The following is a 20,168-nucleotide window of genomic DNA, read 5'->3' as shown; positions in this document are numbered from 1 at the left end:
TGGAGCAAAGACCAAGCCGGGGTTGTTCGGGAGGCAGGCCCTTGGGGGGTTGCAGTGGGGCCTTTGTTCTACACCAGCTATGCCAGTTCGACCGGTGACAGAGGACCGGTCGAACGGTTTCACATCGATGTCCAGAACGAGATCTACAGCGTGTTGGGCCGCAGCCCCGCGCACGAGGGCCGGCTGAAGCACGCCGAGCCCGCTCCGGGCCCTGATCCGGCGGTCCTGTCCTGCCGTTCGATGCTGGTGCTCTACTCGGCCGACTACCTCACCGACCCGCAGTGCGCCCGGGAGTGGTCGGTCTTCCGCGAGCGCCTGGACCGCCGTACCCGGCAGACCGGTGAGCAGCCGGACTGTCTCGTCGGCGTGGTCTGGCGCACCGAGGGACTGGTGCTGCCGCGGCTGGTGGCGAACACGGGACACATCGTCGACGAGGAGTACGAGGGCCCCGGTGTCATGGGCCTGCTCCAGGCCCCGGACCGGCGCAGCCGCTACCCCGACCTCGTCCGCAGGGTCGCCGAGCGCCTGCTGAGGGCCTCCAGGGCACCGCTGCCGGCCATGACCGAGACGGAGAGCCGCCAGGTGCCGTCCCGCTTCGGACCGAGCCGGACCGGCCCCCAGCAGCGCGAGGACGCCCCCGCGCCGCGCCCGCCCGAGCGGGAACGCCAGGCGGTCCTGGTCCTGCTGACCGGCACCCGGGACCGGATGCGAGGCCTGCGCGGCTCCGTCGGGGCGTACGGCGACTCCCCTGAGGAGTGGCGTCCCTTTCGCCCGCACAGCGACGAACCCGCCCTGTCCGTGGCCGGACGCGCGGTACGGGCCTGCGGGACCGAGCAACTGACCGTCCGCACCCCGGAGCTGGACGAACCGGAGGTGCTGGCCGGTGTCGACGAGTCCGCGGTCGTCGTACTGCTGGTCGATCCCTGGCTGTCGCGGGACCCGGCGTTCTCCACGCTGTGGAACCGGCTGGCCCGGGCCCGGGCGAACATCGCCGCGGTCGTCGTGGTGCTGCCCCGGCTGGACGAGGAGAGCCGGCAGAGCGCCGGCTCGCTGCGGGAGTCGCTGGCGCTGACCCCGGCCCGGCTGCTGGGCGCCTCCCACCACGAGGTGGGTTCGCCCGAATCGCTCACGCTCGCCGTGGCGGCCGTGATGGCCGACTGGGGAACCGGTGCGGGAGACACCGGGCCGCCGCCGGTGCCCGCCGGTGCCGTGTCCGTGGAGAGCTCCGCCGAGCGTCGTATCCGCAGGCAGCGGGAGCGGGTCGGCTGGCTGAAACGAGGAGCGGGGCCGTGGCCCCCCTTACTGGGCAGAACACCTGGCGAGTCGCTGGGCGGGGGATGAGCACGTGGGGCGGGGGATGGGGACGACCGGCCGACCGGCAAAGATCATTTCGTTCTATTCGTTCAAAGGCGGGGCGGGGCGCACCATGGCCCTCGCGAACACCGCCTGGATCATGGCGAGTCAGGGAAAGTCGGTCCTGGTCGTGGACTGGGACCTGGAGGCGCCCGGACTCCACCTCTACTACGGGGCCTACCTCCCGGTGTCCGATCTGAGCCACGGCTCCGGGGTGCTCGACATGTTCTCCGCGTTCGCCGACGCCGCCACCACCGGCGCCGACATCCCGGAGGACCTGCGGGCCCTGCACGCCGAGCACACCAACTTCGACCGCTACCGGGTCAGACTCGACCACCGGTTCCCCAAGGGCGGCGAGCTGCACTACATCGGCCCCGGCCGCATGGACGACGACTACGCCAACCGGCTGCACGAGTTCGACTGGGGCAAGTTCCAGGCCAGCGACGACGGCAGGGAGTTCCTGGAGGCGCTGCGGGCCCGGATGCTGCACGAGAGCCCCTACGACTACATCCTCATCGACAGCCGCACCGGCTTCTCCGACGGCGCGGGCATCTGCACCCTCATGCTGCCGGACACCGTCGTCATCACCTTGGCCATGAACCGGCAGGCCATCCAGGGTGCCCGCCAGATCGCCCAGCGCATCAAGCGCTCACCCCGGCCCATCCGGCTGCACGTCCTGCCGATGCGCATCGACACCTCGGAGAAGATCAGGCTCGAGAACTGCATGGCGGAGGCCCGCCAGGCGCTCGACCCCTGTCTGGACCTCGCCGACGAGTCGGCGCTCGCCGTCTACTGGGGCCAGGTGCAGGTGCCGTACCGGGCGTTCTACGCCTACGGGGAAGAGCTCGCCGTGATGGAGGAGGACCCCCGGCAGTCCCACTCCCTGCTCGCCGAGTACGTGAAGGCCGTCGCCCGGATCACCGACGGCGACGTCACCGAGTTCAACCGGGTCCCGCCCGCCGACCTGCTCCGCTACCACCGGCTGCTCGACTCCCTGCGGCACAAGACCGCGCAGGTCACCGAGCCGCAGACCCTCAGCATCGTCCACGCGCCGAACGACCGGCTGTGGGCCGACTGGATCACCGAGCAGCTGCGCCCGGCCGGCTTCGAGGTCGTGGCGCATCCGAACCACGGCGCACCCGCCGAGGCACTGCCCGACCCGGACTACGTCCTGGCCCTGCTCTCCCCGCACCTGACCGGAACCCCGGCCGAGGAGACGGTCAGACGCCTCAACAGCGAGGCTTTGCTGGGCAGTCGGCCCCGCGAGCAGCAGGTCGTCCGGCTGCGTCTGGGCACCGCCCGGCTCGCGACGTACCTCGACTGGCCGGGCACACCCGACCTGGCCGTGCCCAGCGAGGAGTCGGCCCGGCGCACCCTGCTGACCCAGTTCGGCCTGCGCCCCGGGGAGGAACCCCAGCCGGCCCCGGTGGCGGGCCCGCGCTTCCCCGGGCTGAGCCCGGCGGTGTGGAACCTGCCCATGCCCAACGCCGGGTTCGTCGGACGTGACGAACAACTGAGCGCGCTGCGCGCGGAGTTCGAGTCCGGCGCGTCCGCCTATTCCGCACCCCAGGTGCTGTACGGCATGAAGGGCGTCGGCAAACGGCAGATCGCCCTGGAGTACGCGCACCGCTTCGCCTCCCAGTACGACCTGGTCTGGTGGGTTCCCGCCGCCGGCCCCGAGCTGATCCGGGAGTCCTTCACCGCGCTGGCCCGGGCCCTGAACCGCCTCTCCGGCGGCGCCCGGACCGGCGAGGATCCGGAGGCCGTACTGGACGACCTGCGGCAGCGCCGCCACGCCTCCCGGTGGCTGCTCGTCTTCGACGGCGCCGAGAGCGAGACGACCGTCGAGCCCTTCATCCCGGGCGGCGGCACGGGACATGTGCTGCTCACCTCCACCAACTCCCGCTGGTCGGACCGCTTCACCTCCCACCTGGTGGACGTCTTCACGCCCGAGGAGAGCCTGGCCCTGCTCAGCCGGAAGCTGCCCGGCGCGAGCGACGAGGAGCTGTCCAGGCTGGCCGAACGGACCGGGCATCTGGCCCTGGTCGAGCAGACCGCGGCGGCCGATCTGCGGCGCTTCCCGCAGTCCGTCGACGCCTACATCGCCCGGCTCGACGACGGCGGCCTGCCGCGCACCGACGAGGAACCCGACTCCGAGTACGGCGCCTTCGCCCGCATCCACCGCCAGGCCTACGACAACCTGCTGCGGAGCTCGCCGGCCGCGGGGCGCATCCTCCAGCTGTGTTCCTTCCTCTCCCCCGACGGCGTCGGCCTGAACGTCATCCTGTCGAAGTGGATGTTGTCGGTGGTGCAGGGGCTGGAACCGGGGCTGACCGACACCCTCGAGCTGCAGAGCCGCGTCAAGCGCATCGACGATCACGTGCTCGGCGTGCTGGACTACCGCTCGCGCACCCTGAAGGTGCACCGGATCGTGCAGGACCTGGTGCGCGACTGGATGTCCGACGAGGAACGCGACCAGGCACGCGACCTGGCCCTGACGGTGCTGGCCGACATGGTTCCCGAGGACATGGACCGGCACAAACCGGAGTTCCGCGAGATCTTCGCTGAACTCGACCGCCACGTCCTGCCCTCCAAGGCACCGGAGAGCGACAACCCGAAGGTGCACGGCTGGCTGGTCAGCCAGGTCTACCACCGCTGGATGTCGGGCCGTTGGGAGGCAGCCCGGGAACTGGGCGAACTGGTCCTCGACCAGTGGCGGACCGCCCGGGGCCCCGACGACACCATGGTGCTGCGCATGGAGTCGCAGGTCGCCGCGGCCTGCCGGATGCTCGGCCGGTACCGCGACTCGCTGCGGCTGAGCCGGCACGCGGTCCACACCCAGCGCCGGCAGCAGGTCCGCGGCGCGGGACCCGACCTGTACACCCTGCTGGCGAGCCGGGGGTACGCGGCGGACCTGCGGGCCGAGGGCGAGTTCCGGGACGCCTACGAGGAGGACAGCCGGACGTTCTCGGGGCTGAACCGGCTCATCGGCAGCTCACACAACGCAACCCTGTCCGCCTCGCACAACCTCGCCTGGTCCAAGTACTTCATGGAGGGCGCCGAGGCGGCCGTACGCCAGCAGCAGTCGACGTACGACCAGCGCTGCCAGGTCATGCCCCCGGACGATCCCTGGACCTGGGTCGCCTACGGCGATCTGGGCACCTTCTACCGGGAGGCGGGCCAGCTGGAGGCGTCGGAGCAGTGCCTGGTGGAGGCGCGCAACCAGCTGCACGCCATCGCGGGGGAACACTCCCCGCACACCCTGAACGTGGTCGCGAGCCTGGGGCTGACGATGATCCGGCAGGGCCGGGTGCAGCACGGCCAGCCACTGCTCCAGAACGCCCACGTCGGCTTCCGCGAACTGTGGGGCGACGACCATCCGAGCACGATGTCCTGCCACATGGCGGTCGCCATCGGCCTGCACGCGGAGGGGCTCACGACGAAGGACCGGACCACCGAGGCCGCGGAGTACATCAGGGAGGAACTCGACCGGTACGTCAGGGCGTTCGGCGACAGCCACCCCTTCACCGGCATCTGTCACAACAACCTGGCCCTGTACCTCCTCGCCCGTGAGGAGACCGCCGAGGAGGCCGCCGAGCACGCCCGCAAGGCCGTGCACCAGCTCAAGGAGAGCTTCGGCCGCGCCCATCGCTTCACCCTGGTCGCCCGGATGAACCAGAACAACTGTCTGACCGTGTTGGGGGAAGGGACCAGCGTCGAGCGGGCCACCGAGGACGAGGACATCTACGAGGGGTGCCTGCAGCCCTCCGCGTGGGGCACTCGGCACCCGGTCACCCTGACGGCGATCGCCAACCTCCTGTCGTCTCGGCCGGAGGCCCACCAGGAACTCGCACCGATCCTCACCCGCCGCGTCGACGAATACTTCCTGAAGGGCCACCCCCTCGCCAAGACCCTGCTGGCCAAGCCGTACGGCAGGAACGGAGCCGATCTGGAGGTGCAGAGTGTCTGATCCCCCGGGCGTCACGGCCGAGGCTCACGGGCGTTACCCCGACGGCGAGAACCCACAGATGGCCGAACTGGCCGAGCGCCTGCGGCGGTTGCTCAGTATCGAGGGCCTGGCCCATCTGGTCCTCTACGACGGCGACCTGGCGAAGGTGGTCCTGGACGCCGACGTGTCCGGCGACACGGACGACGAGGGCGTCCCGCTGATCTCCCGCTTCCACGAACAGGCGGGGCGGCGCCTCTATTACCTTCTCGAGGAACTCGAGCCGGATTTCGCCGAATTACGTACGGGAGCGCTCATCCGGACCGTGCTCCGCGTCCCGTCGGGCGCCATTTTCTATTACCTCGTGGAACCCGGACTCCACCTTTACGGCGCCACTTCCGCAGCGCACCGGATCGACGAACTCGACGAACTCGTCGCCGACTGTGTCAACGACCTGAGGGCAATGGTCAATTACAGTCTGCTGGATTACGGTTCCTATCTGAGTCTGAAGTCGGAAACGACCGCGCGGCCCACGTCCTGGTCCCGGTCCGACGATCCGGCCCCGGAGGACGGCGACGTCGTGAGCGCCAGCCACCCTGCCCCCGGGCCGGTGATCGATCCGCTGCGGACGGCACTGGATCTGGACGGGCTCCACTACATCGCCTACTACGCCGGGGACGTGTACAGCGCGGACATGTTCCACCACCCGGCGCTCCGGCGGTACTTCGTCGCGACGACCCCGCAGCGCCGCCGCGACAAGTACGGCCGCATGGGCCTGCTGCTGCCCGGCGTGGCCCGCCGGATGAACGCCTCGCTGGACGCCGTCCTCGAGGGCGAGGTCCTCCAGATCGTCCTCGACGTCGAACAGGGGGCCGTGTACTACCACGCCCTGCCGGGCCAGCGGTATCTCGTGGGCGTCACCCTCGACCAGTCCCGGGTGGCCGAGGCGGACCAACGGGTCGCGCGGCTGGGGCGAGAGCTGACGGATGGCTGAGGAGGAGGCCGCTCCGTCACCCGACGGGGAGACAGGAGGGCACGGGGCGGGTGGCCGCCACGCCCTCCTGCTCACTCTCGTCCTGCCCCTGCTCATCGCGGGCGCGGGCCTGCTGACCGGCCACTTCTGGACCATGGAGGCGCAGGCCGGGGGCGGGCTCTACGGCCATCTGACCGCGGGGCTGCTCGCGATCGGTCTGTACGGCAGCGCCGGCGGCGTCGGGCGGCCCGAGAGCCGGGGTGACGTGTACCGGATCGTCGTCGCGATCACCTTCGGCGTGGGTGTCAAGGCGGCCTTCATCGCCGGGGTGTTGTGGCTGGCGTTCCGGGGGGAGCCGGAGTATCTGGTGCTCGCGGTGGCGATGGCTCAGATCGATCCCCTGTCGGTGTCGGCGATGCTGGAGTCGCGCGACATGTCGCCGCGCGCGAAGTCGCTGCTGGCGGCGTGGGCGTCGTTCGACGACCCGGTGACGACGGTGCTCGTGGTGATCCTGGGCTCGATGGTGCTGACCGACGCCGGCAGCATCTCCTCCGGCGCCACGTCGTACGCGCAGACGCTGGCCGGGAACGCGGTGCTGCTGGTGGTCGCGGCCGGGCTGTGGCTCGTCGTACGGCAGCCGAGGGCACGGCGGGACGAGCCGGTCGGGCCGCGGCGGGCGGCGGTGCAGATCACCGTGCTGGTGGCGCTGCTGGCCGTGGCGACCTGGCAGTTCCTGATGCTGGGCCTGGCCGTGTCGGCACTGTTCTTCCGGCCGCCGCTGGGGCGGTGGCTGGGGCGGGCGACCAACGCGGCGTTGTGGGTGGCCACGTTCCTGTTGGGGATGCTGCTGGCCGAGGGGGCCGACTTCTCCGTGGGCGTGGTGCTGGGAGTCGCCACGTTCGTGGCACAGGGTGTGGTCGGTGCCGTGGTCACCCTGGGCTTCCCGGCCCGCGACCGCCACTCCCTCTGTCTGAGCCAGCAGAACGGCATCACGGCGATCATCCTGGCCCTGCTCCTGGAGCCCGCCCTGCCGAAGGCGGTGGCCGTCATCGCCCCGGCGATCCTCGTCGTGAACCTGCTGCATCTGACGTCGAACGCCGTGCTGGCCCGGGTCCGTCTGGGGCGGGAGCGGCTCGCGCGGGTCACCGACGTCCTGATCACGGTCAGGGACACGGAACAGGACCGCGCCTCCGGCGGCACCGGCCGGGAACCGCCCACGCCCAGCGTGCACCGATGAGTCCCGGGGCGGGCGACGAAGAGGCAACTCCTCGCCGCCCGCCCCTGGTCGGCGAGCGCTCAGTCGGTGTTCTCCACGAACCGTCGGGCCGTCTCCGCCAGTACCTCGCGGCCGTCCCGGGCCCACAGCGCGTCGTTGAACAGTTCCACCTCGATCGCGCCGGTGTAGCCGGCCGCCTCGACGTAGCGCTGCCACTCGCGCATGTCGATCGCGCCGTCGCCGACCTGGCCGCGGCCGTTGAGGACGCCCTCGGGCAACGGGGTGGTCCAGTCGGCGAGTTGGAAGGTGTGGATGCGGCCCGAGGCGCCGGCGCGGGCGATCTGGGCGGGGGCGTTGTCGTCCCACCAGATGTGGTACGTGTCGACCGTGACGCCGACCTGGTGGGCCGGGAAGCGTTCGGCGATGTCCAGGGCCTGGGCCAGGGTCGACACCACGCAGCGGTCCGACGCGTACATGGGGTGCAGGGGCTCGATGGCCAGGCGTACGCCGTGCTGCTCGGCGTACGGGCCCAGTTCGGCGAGCGCGTCGGCGATCCGTTCCCGTGCGCCGTGCAGGTCCTTCGAGCCCGCGGGCAGGCCGCCGGAGACCAGGACCAGGGTGTCCGTGCCCAGCGTGGCCGCCTCGTCGATCGCGCGGCGGTTGTCCGCCAGGGCCGCGGTGCGCTCCGCCGGGTTGATGGCCGTGAAGAAGCCGCCCCGGCAGAGGGTGGTGACGGTCAGGCCCGCGTCGCGGATCAGCTTGGCGGTCGCCTCGACGCCGTACGACTGGACCGGCTCCCGCCACAGGCCGACGTTGACAATGCCCAACTGACCGCAGGCATCGGCCAGTTCCGGCAGCGACAGCTGCTTGACCGTCATCTGGTTGATGGAGAAGCGCGCGAGGTCGCCGGTCACTGGTTCACTCCGTACAGGCTCAGCAGGTTCTTCATGCGTTCCTCCGCCAGCTTCGGGTCCGGGAACAGGCCCAGGCCGTCCGCCAGTTCGTAGGCGCGCGCGAAGTGCGGGAGGGAGCGGGCCGACTGGAGGCCGCCGACCATCGTGAAGTGACTCTGGTGGCCGGCCAGCCACGCCAGGAACACCACGCCCGTCTTGTAGAAGCGGGTGGGGGCCTGGAAGAGGTGGCGGGACAACTCGACGGTGGGGTCGAGGAGTTCACGGAAGCCGGCCACGTTCCCGGTGTCCAGGACGCGGACCGCCTCCGCCGCCAGCGGGCCCAGCGGGTCGAAGATGCCGAGCAGGGCGTGGCTGAAGCCCTTCTCGTCGCCCGCGATCAGCTCGGGGTAGTTGAAGTCGTCGCCGGTGTAGCAGCGGACGCCCTGCGGGAGGCGGCGGCGGATGTCGATCTCGCGCTGGGCCTCCAGGAGCGAGACCTTGATGCCGTCGACCTTGTCGGGGTGGGCGGCGATGACCTCCAGGAAGGTGTCCGTGGCCGCGTCCAGGTCGGACGAGCCCCAGTAGCCCTCCAGCGCCGGGTCGAACATCGGGCCCAGCCAGTGCAGGACGACCGGCTCGGACGCCTGGCGGAGCAGGTGGCCGTAGACCTCCAGGTAGTCCTCGGGGCCGGAGGCGGCCGCGGCGAGGGCGCGGGAGGCCATCAGGATGGCCTGCGCGCCGGACTCCTCGACGAGGGCGAGCTGCTCCTCGTAGGCCGCCCGTACCTCGGCCAGGGTCGCCGGGCCGGTGAGCTGGTCGGTGCCGACGCCGCAGGCGATGAGGCCGCCGACCGCCTTGGCCTCGGCGGCGCTGCGGCGGATCAGCTCGGCCGCGCCCGCCCAGTCCAGGCCCATGCCACGCTGGGCGGTGTCCATCGCCTCCGCCACACCGAGGCCGTGCGACCACAGGTGGCGGCGGAAGGCGAGGGTGGCGTCCCAGTCGACGGCGGCGGGAGAGTCGGGCGTGGCGTCCGCGAACGGGTCCGCCACGACGTGCGCCGCCGAGAAGACCGTACGGGAGGTGAAGGGGGAACCGGTGGTGACGGCGAGGGGCTCCTGGCGGGGCTCGTACGCCCGCAAGGCCCCTGTCGCGTCCGGGAGTTGGATGGTCACAGCGAGATCTCCGGAACGTCGAGACGGCGGCCCTCGGCGGACGACTTCAGGCCCAGCTCGGCCATCTGCACGCCGCGCGCACCGGCGAGCAGGTCCCAGTGGTAGTCGGCACCGGCGTACACGTGCTTGAGGAAGAGCTCCCACTGGACCTTGAAGCCGTTGTCGAACTCCGTGTTGTCCGGGATCTCCTGCCACTGGTCGCGGAAGGAGTAGGTGGCGGGCAGGTCCGGGTTCCAGACCGGCTTCGGCGTCGCGCTGCGGTGCTGGACACGGCAGTTGCGGAGCCCTGCGACCGCCGAGCCCTCCGTGCCGTCCACCTGGAACTCGACCAGCTCGTCGCGGTTGACGCGCACGTCCCAGCTGGAGTTGATCTGGGCGACGACACCGCCCTCGATCTCGAAGATGCCGTACGCGGAGTCGTCGGCGGTGGCGGAGTAGGGCTTGCCGTTCTCGTCCCAGCGGGTCGGGATGTGCGTGGTGGCCAGCGCGTTCACCGAGGTCACGCGGCCGAACAGCTCGTGCAGGACGTACTCCCAGTGCGGGAACATGTCGACGACGATGCCGCCGCCGTCCTCCGCGCGGTAGTTCCACGACGGGCGCTGGGCCTCCTGCCAGTCGCCCTCGAAGACCCAGTAGCCGAACTCGCCGCGCACGGACAGGATCCGGCCGAAGAAGCCGCCGTCGATGAGCCGCTTGAGCTTGAGCAGGCCGGGCAGGAACAGCTTGTCCTGCACGACACCGGACTTGACGCCCGCCTCGCGCGCCAGCCGGGCCAGCTCGATGGCGCCTTCGAGGCCGACCGCGGTCGGCTTCTCGGTGTAGACGTGCTTGCCGGCGGCGATGGCCTTCTTGAGGACCTCCTCGCGGCCCGAGGTCATCGCGGCGTCGAAGAAGATGTCGACGGTCGGGTCGGCGAGGACCTCGTCCACGTCCGTCGCCCAGTGCTCCAGGCCGTGCTTCTCGGCGAGCGCCTTCAGCGCGTGCTCGCGGCGGCCGACCAGGATCGGCTCGGGCCACAGCACGGTGCCGTCGCCGAGGTCGAGGCCGCCCTGCTCGCGGAGGGCCAGGATGGAGCGGACCAGGTGCTGGCGGTAGCCCATGCGTCCGGTCACGCCGTTCATGGCGATACGCACCGTCTTGCGTGTCACGTCGATCCCTTCGTAGGCGTCGTACGCAGCGTTCCCTGCGCATTCCGTACGCGGTTGTGCGCGCCGCGTACGCCTCGACTGGTGAGCGGTACAGCAAGCGCTTTCTATCTACGAAGAAGCTAGCCTCTGACCAGCGGTCTGGACAAGACCGTGACGGGGTTGAGTTGTTCGAGGGGGCGAACAACGGGGGGTGCGGGCCTTAAGGTCTGGTTGGCTGCGCGGCTCGCGCGGTCTCCACCTGCACGAAACCAATGCCTGGCGCCTGTGCGTGTACAACGAGGTACGACTGAGATGCGCGACCGGAGGACGACGAGATGACGGTGACCCTGGCGGACGTGGCGGCGCGCGCACAGGTCTCGCCCGCGACGGTGTCGCGCGTGCTGAACGGGAACTATCCCGTGGCCGCTTCCACCCGCGAGCGGGTGCTGCGGGCCGTGGACGAGCTGGACTACGTACTGAACGGACCGGCGAGCGCGCTGGCCGCGGCCACGTCCGACCTGGTGGGGATTCTCGTCAACGACATCGCCGACCCCTTCTTCGGGATCATGGCGAGTGCGATCCAGTCGGAGATCGGCGGGCCGGGCGGGCGCGCGGGCGGTGAGCGGCTCGCGGTGACCTGCAACACGGGCGGCTCTCCGGAGCGTGAACTGACCTATCTGACGCTGCTGCAGAGACAGCGCGCGGCAGCTGTCGTGCTGACCGGTGGTGCCGTCGAGGACGCGCCGCACGCGGCGGCCGTGGCGGCGAAGCTGCGGAAGCTGGGCGAGGCGGGGACGCGGGTGGTGCTGTGCGGGCGCCCTGCGGTGCCGGACACGTCGGCGATCGCGCTGACCTTCGACAACCGCGGGGGCGGGCGGGAGCTCACCGAGCATCTGATCGGGCTCGGCCACCGGCGGCTCGGGTACATCGCGGGCCCGGAGGAGCGGACGACCACCCGGCACCGGCTGGAGGGGCACCGGGCCGCGCTCGCCGACGCGGGGATCGAGGAGGACCCGCGGTGGACCGTGCACGGGCCGTACGACCGGCGGGCCGGGTACGAGGCCACGCTGGAGCTGCTGCGGCGGGACCCGTCACTCACGGCGGTGGTCGCGGCGAACGACTCCGTCGCGCTGGGGGCGTGCGCGGCCCTGCGGGACTCGGGGCTGCGGATTCCGGACGACGTGTCGGTCGCCGGGTTCGATGACCTGCCGTTCAGCATCGACGCGGTGCCTGCGCTGACGACGGTGCGGTTGCCGTTGGCGGAGGCGGGGGCTCGGGCGGGGCGGATCGCGATGGGGCGGGAGGAGCCGCCGCCCGGGGGGATCGCTGTGATTCGGGGGGAGTTGATGGTTCGGGGGTCGACCGGGGGGCCGCGGGGTTGATCGCGCCGCCGGTGAGGGGGTGACCGGCGTCAAGGTGCCGTGGCGTGGGGAACTGTCGGACGACGTACGGGAGTTGCTGCTCGCGACGCATGGGGTCGCCGTACTGCGATTCCCCGTACGGGGTCGGGCTCGCGCAGGTCAAGGCTCTGCTGGAGCGGGTCCTGGCCGGGGAGTTCTCTGTCATCGCGCCCGAGACGGAGTTGCTCGCGCGTCGGTTGCGGGGCGTCGGGGTCGAGGTCGCCGTGTCGGGTCAGGCCGCCAGGCGCTGCTCCGGATAGCGCGTCGTCAGCCAGACGCCGAGGCCCGGCGTCAGAGGGACGTGCTGGGGGTGGCGGAAGCCCAGGGAGCGGAGCTGGTCGGTGTGGCGGGCCGAGAGTGTGAGAGCCACGGCCGTTGCAGTCTCCGCGTCCACCTCGGCCAGGCCGGGGGCGAGGAGATCGGCGACCAGCGTCGGCTCCCAGGCCTCCGTGTCGTCCTGGGCGCAGACGGTGACCACAGTCCAGTGCGGTTCGGCGGGGCCGGCCTTCTTCAGGGCCGCCGGGAGGATCGGGTTCTCCGGCGGGCGGACGGTGAGTTCGCGGGCGAACAGGGTGCCCAGACGGGCGTGCGGAGGCTCCGCGCCGGCGTCCGGCGGCATCCAGACGGCGGCCGCGAGAAGTTCACCGTCCGCGCGCTCGGCCACCCACACCTGGCCCTCCTCGAGGGCGTGGTGCGCCAGCAGCAGGCGCATGGCGCGCTGCGCCTGGTCCCAGTCGTCGGTGAGGCACTCCCCCGAGCGGAGCGCGGGCGACGGCGGGGTGATCAGGCGCACCACCGCCGGTACGTCGACCAGGCCTGCCGGGCGGATGACGGCGGTACGGGGGCGCAGCTGCAGGATCGTCATGCTCGTGGTCTGCCTTTCACAACGACCGGGCGGGGCCGGTCAGTTCTGCGGTTGCGGGGGTGAGGGGGGTGAGGGCCGGGCGGGGGCCGAAGAGGGGGCGGAGGCGGAGGGCCGGGCCGAGGCGGGATCGAGGGCCGGGTAGCACGACCGGTGGCGTCCGGCGGGGGGTGGGCGCGGTGGGCGGGGCGCTCGCAGGGTCGGGAGGGGGCGAGGCGCTCGCGGCCTGCGAGGTGACTGGGGCGCTTGTGGCACGCGGCGTGGGCGCGGCGCTCGTAACGGGCGATGCGGACAGGGCGCTCGCCGTGCGCGGAGCGGTCAGGACGCCTGCAGCGGGCCGAGTGGCCGGGCCAGTCGCACCACCCTGAGCGTCCGGACCGGTCGAGGCCGGCTGAGCGGCCGCACCACTCGCGGCGAGCGGTGCGGCCGGGGCGATCTCGGCGCGCGGAGAGCCCAGGGCGATCTCGGCGCCCGGAACGTCGGCAGTGCTCGCAGCACGCGGAGCGCCGGCAGGGCTGAGGGCCCGCGGGGCGATCGCGGCGGCCAGGCCACTCGGAACCTGCGCGGCGCTCGTGGCGGCCAGGACGCTCGGAGTCTGCGCGGTGCTCGCGGCGACCAAGGCGCTCGGCGTCTGCAAGGCGCTCGCGGCGACCAAGGCACTCGGAACCTGCGCGGTACTCGCAGCGACCAAGGCGCTCGATGCCTGCGCGGCGCTCGTGGCGGCCAAGGCGCTCGGCGTCTGCAAGGTGCTCGTGGCGGTCAGCCCGTTCGGGATCTGCCCGGGGCTTGCGGTGGGCGGTGTGCTCGGAATCTGTGTGGTGCTCGTGGCCGTCGGCCCGCTCGGTGTCCCCTGGGGGCGGCTCAGGAGCGTCACGCCGTAGACCGCCGCCGCTCCCCCTGCCAGTGCGAGCAGCGTGCCCGTGCTGCCGTACTGGAAGCCCTCTCCCAGGAGTGCGATGCCGATGGCGGACGCGGTGACCGGGTTGATCAGGGTGAGGAGGGCGAGGGGGCCGCCGAGGCCGCTGCGGTAGGCCTGTTGGGAGAGCAGCAGGCCGCCGACCGCGAAGCCCACCGTCAGGACCCCCACCAGAGCCGTGTCCCAGGACACCGTCGGGCCCACCGCCAGCTTCTGCGACAGCGTGGAACCGACGCCGGACGCGATGCCGGACGCCGCGGCGAACGCCAGGCCTCCCGTGCCCACGCTCACCAGTACCGCCACCGCGCCCGCCGCGAAGAGCGCGACGGCCATGACCTCGGCGGTGCCCAGCGTGGCGTGCGGCGCCCCACCCGTCGCCGTGACCAGGAGCAGCGTGCTCAGGCCTACGAGGGTGTAGGCGACGCCCCGCCACTGGGTGCCGGAGGTGCGGCGCCCCGTGGCCAGCGAGCCCAGCGGCACCGCCAGCACCAGGCTCAGCGCGCCGAGCGGCTGGACCAGGGTCAGCGGGCCGTAGCGCAGGGCGACCACGTGGAGCAGCGCGCCGGCCGCGTTGAGGGCCACCGACCCCCACCAGGCGCCGCGGGCCAGCGCGCCGCGCATGCCCGGCGTGGCCGCCGCCGTCCGTTCCTGGACGACGGCGGCCGTGGCGTAGCACACCGTCGAGATGAGGGAGAGGGCCACGGCCAGCAGCACCGGGGACGCTGTCATCGGGCCCACCTCCTTGTCGGGCCGAGCACAGGCCCGACCGCATCAATACGAAACTGTTTCGTACCGATAGGCTACGGAGGCCCTTAGCGAAACGCAAGCGTTTCTTTCAGTGGGTGAGCTTCACCTTCCCCGAACACCGCCCTTCACCGTCCCCGAACACCGCCCTTCACCGCCGCGAAACCGAACACCTCCGGCACCCCCTCCCGCCCCCGCTCCACCGTCCGCTCCAGCCGCAGACCAGCCGCGAGCGCCGCGTTCAGCAGGTCCGCCAGCGGTACGTGCCAGGCGCCGACCCGGGCCCGTACGCCCGCCGGGTTCCAGCCGCCGAGGGTCCGGGAGCGGTCGGCGTACCCCTCGTCCAGCACCACCCGCCCCGGCTCGCTCCGGTCCGCGAAGGCGCCGACGAAGCAGGGGTGGACGCCCAGGTGCACGAACCGCCCACCGGGAGCCAGGACGCGGGCGATCTCGCCGACCACGGCGGCGTAGTCGGGGACGTCCGTGCTGGCCAGCACGCACACCGCGGCCGGCACGGAGGCGTCGGCCAGCGGGAGCACCGCCGCGTCGGCGACCGCCACCGGCAGCCGGGCGGCGGCATGGCGGAGCTGGCCGCGTGAGAGGTCGACGCCGATCGGGGTCCAGCCGAGGTCCGCCGTCACGCCCGCGTGGGCGCCGGTGCCGCAGCAGACGTCCAGGCAGACGCCCGCGCCGGGGCCCAGGAGGTCGCCGAGTGTGCCGTGCACCTGGCGGATGTAGTCGCCGCCCGCTTCGGGCGACATGTAGTCGTTGTACCAGTCCGCGTGTTCGTCGTACGCCGCTGTCGTCGTCATACCTATGACGCTGGGAACACCCCGCCCCGCACAAACCCCGGTTCGCTCACGGCACATGCGGCGTTGTCAGTGGTCGCCCTTATCGTCGCGGCATGGTCTTCTCCCTGCCCGCCGGGCTGCCCCCGGGTCGGTTCGAGCGCCGCGGCCCGGCCGAGATCTGGGTCTGCGACGAACTGCCGGACGACATCGACGAGTTGTTCGCCGAGCTGCTGCGTCAGGCCGCCGTCACCGGCCGGTATCCGCACCTCTGCCGGCCGGACCCGCACGACCGGCCGGAGGACCCGGCCGCCGCCGACGCGATACGCCTGGACGAGGTCCTCGCGGCCGACTTCGCGGCGTACCGGCAGAAGCGGCCGCCGTGGTGGTCCACGCCCGCCGGCGCGGAGACACCGGACGACACTCCTGAGGACGTCGAGCCCTGGCCACACGATCCCGGGCCGCCCTTCGAGACCTGGCCGGGGCTCGCTCCCGCCGGTCCGGGGTCGGGGGACGGCGGCCCCGGTACGACACCTGAAGAGGCCGCGCGGCGCACCGTCGCCGACCTCCTCTCCACCGAGCCCTTCACGCCGTCGCTCGCCCTCGTCCCCGCCCACCGCGCCGCCGACGTCCCGGCCGTCATCGGCTGGAACCACGGAGCGCCCATCCCCCTTCTGACCGCCCTCCTGCGCAGCTGGGAGGACCGGTTCGGGGCACGTGTGGTGGGTGCCTACGGCGGTGACGTCCACGTCTCCGTCGCCCGGCCGCCCCTCGACCGGGCGAGCGCGGACCGGCTCGCCCTGGAGCACGTGCTGTCCACCGCCGACAACATCGTGGACGACCCGCCGACCCCCTTCCCCGAATACGCGGACGCGCTGATCGGTCGGACGGAGTGGCGGTTCTGGTGGGACTGAGCCGACGTATGACTGAGCCGGCGCGGGTCTGAGCTGGTGCGGGACTGAGCCGGTGCGGGTCTGAGCCGGTGCGGCCGGGATCTGGACGGCGGGGCGGGGCGGTCGTACGGTTATCTCTGACTGAGTCAACTATCCGAGCCGCCCTGTCCGCCTCGCCACCCGGGGGTCGCCCGCCATGACCGTCCAGGACATCCGCGCCTTCAACCGCTTCTACACCAACGTCATCGGCGCCCTCGACTACAGCCGCCACCTCTACGCCCCGTTCACCCTCACCGAGTCCCGGGTCCTGTACGAGCTCGCGCACTCTCCGCGTACCGACGCGGCCGACCTGCGGACCGAACTCTCGCTGGACGCGGGCTATTTGAGCCGGATTCTCAACAAGTTCGAGGAGGACGGGCTGATCGAGCGGACGGCCTCGCGGCGGGACCCGCGGCGGCGGCGCGTCACGCTCACCGTCCGAGGGCGGGAGACCGCCGCGCTGCTCGCCGAGCGGGCGGACGAATCGGTGGGCGCGCTGCTCGCCACCGTGCCCGCCGCCGAGCGGCCGCGGCTCGCGGAGGCCATGCGGACCGTCCGCGACCTCCTCTCCGAGGGGCGGCCGCCCCGCCGTGAGGACGTGTTGCTGCGCGAGCCCGGTCCCGGTGACCTCGGCTGGATCGTGCAGCGCAACGCCGCGCTGTACACGGCGGAGTACGGCTGGAACGCCGACTACGAGGGGCTGGTGGCGCGGATCGTCGCCGACTTCGCGGAGGATCACGATCCGCATCTGGAGCGGGTGTGGATCGCCGAGCTGGACGGGCGGCCGGTGGGGTGCGTGATGTGCGTGCGCGACGAGGCGCCCGCCACGGCCCGGCTGCGGCTGCTGCTCGTCGAGCCGGACGCCCGCGGCCTCGGCATCGGGGACCGGCTGGTCACGGCCGTCGTCGACTTCGCCCGCGAGGTCGGCTACCGGGACCTGGTGCTGTGGACCAACGACATCCTCAGCTCCGCCCGCCACATCTACCAGCGCCACGGCTTCGTGCTGCTCGCCGAGAAGCCGCACCGGTCGTTCGGCAAGGATCTGGTCGGTCAGGACTGGCGTCTGGACCTGCACGGCACGCGGGAGTGACGCGTAAAGTCCCCAACCATGAAACTCGCGTTCTCCACTCTCGGTGTCCCCGGTCTCCCCGTCCCCGAGGTGCTGCGGCTGGCCACCGCGCACGGGTACCACGGGGTCGAGCTGCGCGCGCATCCCGAGGAGGCGGTGCATCCGGGGATCGGGGCGGAGCAACGGGCCGACGTCGCCGGCGAGTTCAAGGCCGCCGGGGTGGAGATCCTCGGCGTGGCCGGGTACGCGCGGGTGGCCGCGCCCGGGGACGACGAGCCCGTGATCGAGGAGATCCGCGCCCTCCTCGACCTCGCCCGCGACCTCGGCGCCCCGTACATCCGCGTGTTCCCCGGCGCGAGCCCGGAGCAGTCCCGCGCGGAGGCCGACGCCACGGCCGCCCGGCGGCTCGGCACGGCCGCGGAGTACGCCGCCGATCTCGGCGTACGGATTCTGCTGGAGACGCACGACTCGCACCGCACCGGCGCCGACGCGATCCGCGTCCTGGGCCTGGTCGGCCACCGCAACGTCGGTTCGCTGTGGGACGTCATGCACACCTGGCTCGGCGGCGAACAGCCCAGCGAGACCTACGCGGCGCTCTCCCCGTACCTCGGATACGTCCAGGTCAAGGACATCGCCTCAGCCGAGAACACCACCCCGCTGCGGCTCGGCGCCGGCGTGCTGCCGCTCGCCGAGTGCGTCGAGATCCTCTCCCGGCACGGCTGGGACGGCTGGCTGTGCTGGGAGTACGAGAAGCGCTGGTACGAGGGGGCCGCGCCGCTTCCGGGACTGCTCGGCCGGGGGCGTGAGCACCTGAGCCGCCTCCTGAACGACAGCGCGTGACTAATTCGGTGGCCTGGGCGGCCGTCGCCGGTTAGCGTCCCGGGGTGCATCAGCCCTCCGCGCCCCCGCTCCCGCTCTCATGAGCCTGTCCGACGCGCTGCTCGACGTACGGCCCCTGCGCACCTCCCCCGTCTTCCGGCGGCTGCTGTTCGGGCGCACGGTGTCCACGCTCGGCACCTTCATGACCATGGTCACCGTGCTGTACCAGGTCTGGGACATGACCCACAGTGCGTTCTGGAGCGGCGCGGTCGGTGTCGCGCAGGCGGTGCCGATGGTCGGCGTCAGCCTGTTCGCGGGCGCCTGGGCCGACCGCGTCGACCGCCGCCGGCTGTATCTCACCGGCACCGTCGGCTCGGCGGTCTGCTCGGTGCTGCTGGCCGTGCAGGGTTTCGCCGGGCACGCGCCGGTGGCCGTGGTCCTCGTCCTGGTCGCGGTCCAGACGTCGTTCGCCGCGCTCGGCGCCCCCGCGGCCGGGGTGTTCGTGCCGCGGCTGCTGCCCAAGGACCAGGTGGCCGCCGGTCTCGCCCTCCAGCAGGTCACCGGCCAGGCGATGATGCTGGTCGGCCCGGCCGTCGCCGGTGTCGTCCTCGGATGGTGGGGGATCGGCGTCTGCTACCTCCTGGACGCCCTGAGCTTCGCCCTGTCCTTCTACGGCGCTTACGGCCTGCCCGCGCTGCCGCCCGAGGGCGCCAGGTCCCGCCCCGGGATCCACGGGGTGCTGGACGGCCTGCGCTTCCTGGTCGGCCACCGGGTGGTGCGCGGCGCCCTGCTCACCGACCTGGCGGCCACCCTCCTGTCCATGCCGACCAGCCTCTTCCCGGTGGTCAACGAGGAACGCTTCGGCGGCGACCCCCGCACCCTCGGGCTGTTCCTGTCCGCGCTCGCCGTCGGCGGGGTCGCCGCGACCGCCTTCTCCGGCCCGGTGACCCGGCTGGCCCGCCCCGGCCCGGTGATGCTGTGCGCGTCCGCCGGCTGGGGCACCGGCCTCTTCCTCTTCGGACTGACGACCAGCGCCTGGTGGGGCCTCGGTCTGCTCACGCTGGCCGGTGCTGCGGACGCCCTCGCCGTCCTCTCCCGTACGACCATCGTCCAGACCCGCACCCCCGACGCCCTGCTGGGCCGGGTCACGGCGGCCGAGACGATCGTCGGCCAGGCGGGCCCCCACCTGGGCAACCTGCGCGGCGGCCTGGTCGCGGGCTGGAGCTCCGGGGCGACCGCGCTGATCGCCGGCGGGCTGATGTGCCTGGCGGCGGTGACGGCGGTCGGCGTCACCACGCCGGAGCTGCGCGCGGCCGGTGCCACCGCGCCCGGGGAACCCCCGGCCACCGCGCCTACCGGACCCTGAACTCCGCCTCCGGGTCCAGGCACCACTCCAGCACCGACGGCCAGGAGCCGTATCCGGCGTCCAGGTCCAAGTGGGCGGCGCCGGGGAGGAGTTGAGTGGGGATGCCCAGCGGATCGCCGTAGGCGGCCCGCGCGCCGCCCGGGCAGTACGGGTCGTCGTCGCCCGCCACCAGCAGCGTCGGGCCCGGGAGCGTGAAGTCCAGGGGCGGCGCGAGGAATTCGGCGACCTCGGGATACCCGGCCAGGACCGACGCGGCCGGCGGCGCCACCAGCAGCACCCGCTCCACGTCCCCGACCCCGGGCATCCCCCGGGCCACCGCGTGCAGCCACAGCACGGCGGAGGCGCTGTGCGCGACCACGACGTCCGGACCCGCCGCCAGATGCCGGGACAGTTCGGTCAGCCACACCTCCAGCGAGGGGTCGTCGGGGTCGGGCAGCTGCGGGTAGATGACCTGGTGGCCGAGTTCGGTGAGGCGGTCGGCGAGCCAGTGCTGCCAGTGGTCGGCGGGGCGGTGGTTCTGCCAGCCGTGGAGGATGAGGTAGGCGGTCATGACACTGATCGTTTCCGATCCCCTCTCCCCCGGTCCAGTTAA

The 20,168-nt window shown here is 72.3% G+C and carries 17 protein-coding genes; 10 read left to right on the top strand and 7 right to left on the bottom strand.

Annotated elements, in window-relative coordinates; genetic code table 11:
• Nucleotides 1-63: 63 nt before the first annotated feature.
• Genes fsxC through IQ210_RS01605 form a run of 4 tightly spaced genes read left to right on the top strand, consistent with a single transcriptional unit; the run spans nt 64 to nt 7,509 of the window.
• Nucleotides 64-1,341, top strand: coding sequence for an FxsC protein (gene fsxC, locus IQ210_RS01620; RefSeq protein ID WP_194075966.1), 1,278 nt, complete (start codon nt 64-66; stop codon nt 1,339-1,341).
• A 16-nt stretch (nt 1,342-1,357) separates the two neighbouring features.
• Nucleotides 1,358-5,323 (top strand): FxSxx-COOH system tetratricopeptide repeat protein, encoded by a 3,966-nt coding sequence (gene fxsT / locus IQ210_RS01615; protein WP_228046683.1) that lies wholly within the window; start codon nt 1,358-1,360, stop codon nt 5,321-5,323.
• Nucleotides 5,316-6,293 (top strand): hypothetical protein, encoded by a 978-nt coding sequence (locus IQ210_RS01610; protein WP_194075953.1) that lies wholly within the window; start codon nt 5,316-5,318, stop codon nt 6,291-6,293. Before fxsT ends, IQ210_RS01610 begins: the two co-directional genes overlap by 8 nt.
• Nucleotides 6,286-7,509: a hypothetical protein gene (locus IQ210_RS01605; RefSeq protein WP_194075951.1), complete on the top strand. Its 1,224-nt coding sequence runs from the start codon at nt 6,286-6,288 to the stop codon at nt 7,507-7,509. Before IQ210_RS01610 ends, IQ210_RS01605 begins: the two co-directional genes overlap by 8 nt.
• Nucleotides 7,510-7,568: 59 nt before the next feature.
• Here the strand turns inward: IQ210_RS01605 and IQ210_RS01600 are convergent, their stop codons facing one another.
• The 3 genes from IQ210_RS01600 to IQ210_RS01590 are packed head-to-tail and all read right to left on the bottom strand — an operon-like array spanning nt 7,569 to nt 10,701.
• Nucleotides 7,569-8,366 carry a sugar phosphate isomerase/epimerase family protein gene (locus IQ210_RS01600; protein ID WP_194077030.1) on the bottom strand — a complete coding sequence of 266 codons (798 nt, stop codon included), beginning with the start codon at nt 8,364-8,366 and terminating at the stop codon, nt 7,569-7,571.
• A 32-nt stretch (nt 8,367-8,398) separates the two neighbouring features.
• Complete coding sequence (locus IQ210_RS01595) at nt 8,399-9,553, bottom strand: dihydrodipicolinate synthase family protein (RefSeq protein WP_194075949.1); 1,155 nt, start codon at nt 9,551-9,553, stop codon at nt 8,399-8,401.
• On the bottom strand, nt 9,550-10,701 hold the full coding sequence (locus IQ210_RS01590; protein WP_194075946.1) for a Gfo/Idh/MocA family protein: 1,152 nt from the start codon (nt 10,699-10,701) through the stop codon (nt 9,550-9,552). Before IQ210_RS01590 ends, IQ210_RS01595 begins: the two co-directional genes overlap by 4 nt.
• 314 nt (nt 10,702-11,015) lie before the next feature.
• On the opposite strand from IQ210_RS01590, the gene IQ210_RS01585 reads away from it, so the two are divergent.
• Nucleotides 11,016-12,062, top strand: a complete 1,047-nt coding sequence (locus IQ210_RS01585) for a LacI family DNA-binding transcriptional regulator (RefSeq protein WP_097264370.1) — start codon at nt 11,016-11,018, stop codon at nt 12,060-12,062.
• A 44-nt stretch (nt 12,063-12,106) separates the two neighbouring features.
• Nucleotides 12,107-12,340, top strand: a complete 234-nt coding sequence (locus IQ210_RS01580; RefSeq protein WP_194075944.1) for a hypothetical protein — start codon at nt 12,107-12,109, stop codon at nt 12,338-12,340.
• Here the strand turns inward: IQ210_RS01580 and IQ210_RS01575 are convergent.
• The 3 genes from IQ210_RS01575 to IQ210_RS01565 form a co-directional block, all read right to left on the bottom strand.
• A complete protein-coding gene (locus IQ210_RS01575) occupies nt 12,313-12,945 on the bottom strand; it encodes a hypothetical protein (protein WP_194075941.1) in 633 nt (210 codons plus the stop codon). The two genes, IQ210_RS01580 and IQ210_RS01575, sit on opposite strands and share 28 nt — an antisense overlap.
• A 16-nt stretch (nt 12,946-12,961) precedes the next feature.
• Nucleotides 12,962-14,587 (bottom strand): DMT family protein, encoded by a 1,626-nt coding sequence (locus IQ210_RS01570; RefSeq protein ID WP_194075939.1) that lies wholly within the window; start codon nt 14,585-14,587, stop codon nt 12,962-12,964.
• A 143-nt stretch (nt 14,588-14,730) separates the two neighbouring features.
• A complete protein-coding gene (locus IQ210_RS01565) occupies nt 14,731-15,414 on the bottom strand; it encodes a class I SAM-dependent methyltransferase (RefSeq protein ID WP_194075936.1) in 684 nt (227 codons plus the stop codon).
• Between the two features lie 92 nt (nt 15,415-15,506).
• Between IQ210_RS01565 and IQ210_RS01560 the strand changes: the two genes are divergently transcribed.
• From IQ210_RS01560 to IQ210_RS01545, 4 genes are all read left to right on the top strand, one after another.
• Complete coding sequence (locus IQ210_RS01560; protein ID WP_194075934.1) at nt 15,507-16,304, top strand: DUF4253 domain-containing protein; 798 nt, start codon at nt 15,507-15,509, stop codon at nt 16,302-16,304.
• A gap of 175 nt (nt 16,305-16,479) precedes the next feature.
• Nucleotides 16,480-17,412, top strand: a complete 933-nt coding sequence (locus IQ210_RS01555) for a bifunctional helix-turn-helix transcriptional regulator/GNAT family N-acetyltransferase (protein WP_194075932.1) — start codon at nt 16,480-16,482, stop codon at nt 17,410-17,412.
• Between the two features lie 18 nt (nt 17,413-17,430).
• A complete protein-coding gene (locus tag IQ210_RS01550; protein ID WP_194075929.1) occupies nt 17,431-18,231 on the top strand; it encodes a sugar phosphate isomerase/epimerase family protein in 801 nt (266 codons plus the stop codon).
• Nucleotides 18,232-18,310: 79 nt separating this feature from the next.
• A complete protein-coding gene (locus tag IQ210_RS01545) occupies nt 18,311-19,576 on the top strand; it encodes an MFS transporter (RefSeq protein WP_194075927.1) in 1,266 nt (421 codons plus the stop codon).
• Here IQ210_RS01545 and IQ210_RS01540 read toward each other — a convergent pair.
• Complete coding sequence (locus IQ210_RS01540) at nt 19,563-20,126, bottom strand: RBBP9/YdeN family alpha/beta hydrolase (RefSeq protein WP_194075924.1); 564 nt, start codon at nt 20,124-20,126, stop codon at nt 19,563-19,565. The two genes, IQ210_RS01545 and IQ210_RS01540, sit on opposite strands and share 14 nt — an antisense overlap.
• Nucleotides 20,127-20,168: the final 42 nt, after the last annotated feature.

Source organism: Streptomyces justiciae, from assembly GCF_015163075.1.
GTDB classification, from domain to species: Bacteria; Actinomycetota; Actinomycetes; order Streptomycetales; family Streptomycetaceae; genus Streptomyces; species Streptomyces justiciae.
Note: the sequence above shows the minus strand (reverse complement) of the source record. Positions and strands in the feature narration are given on the sequence as shown.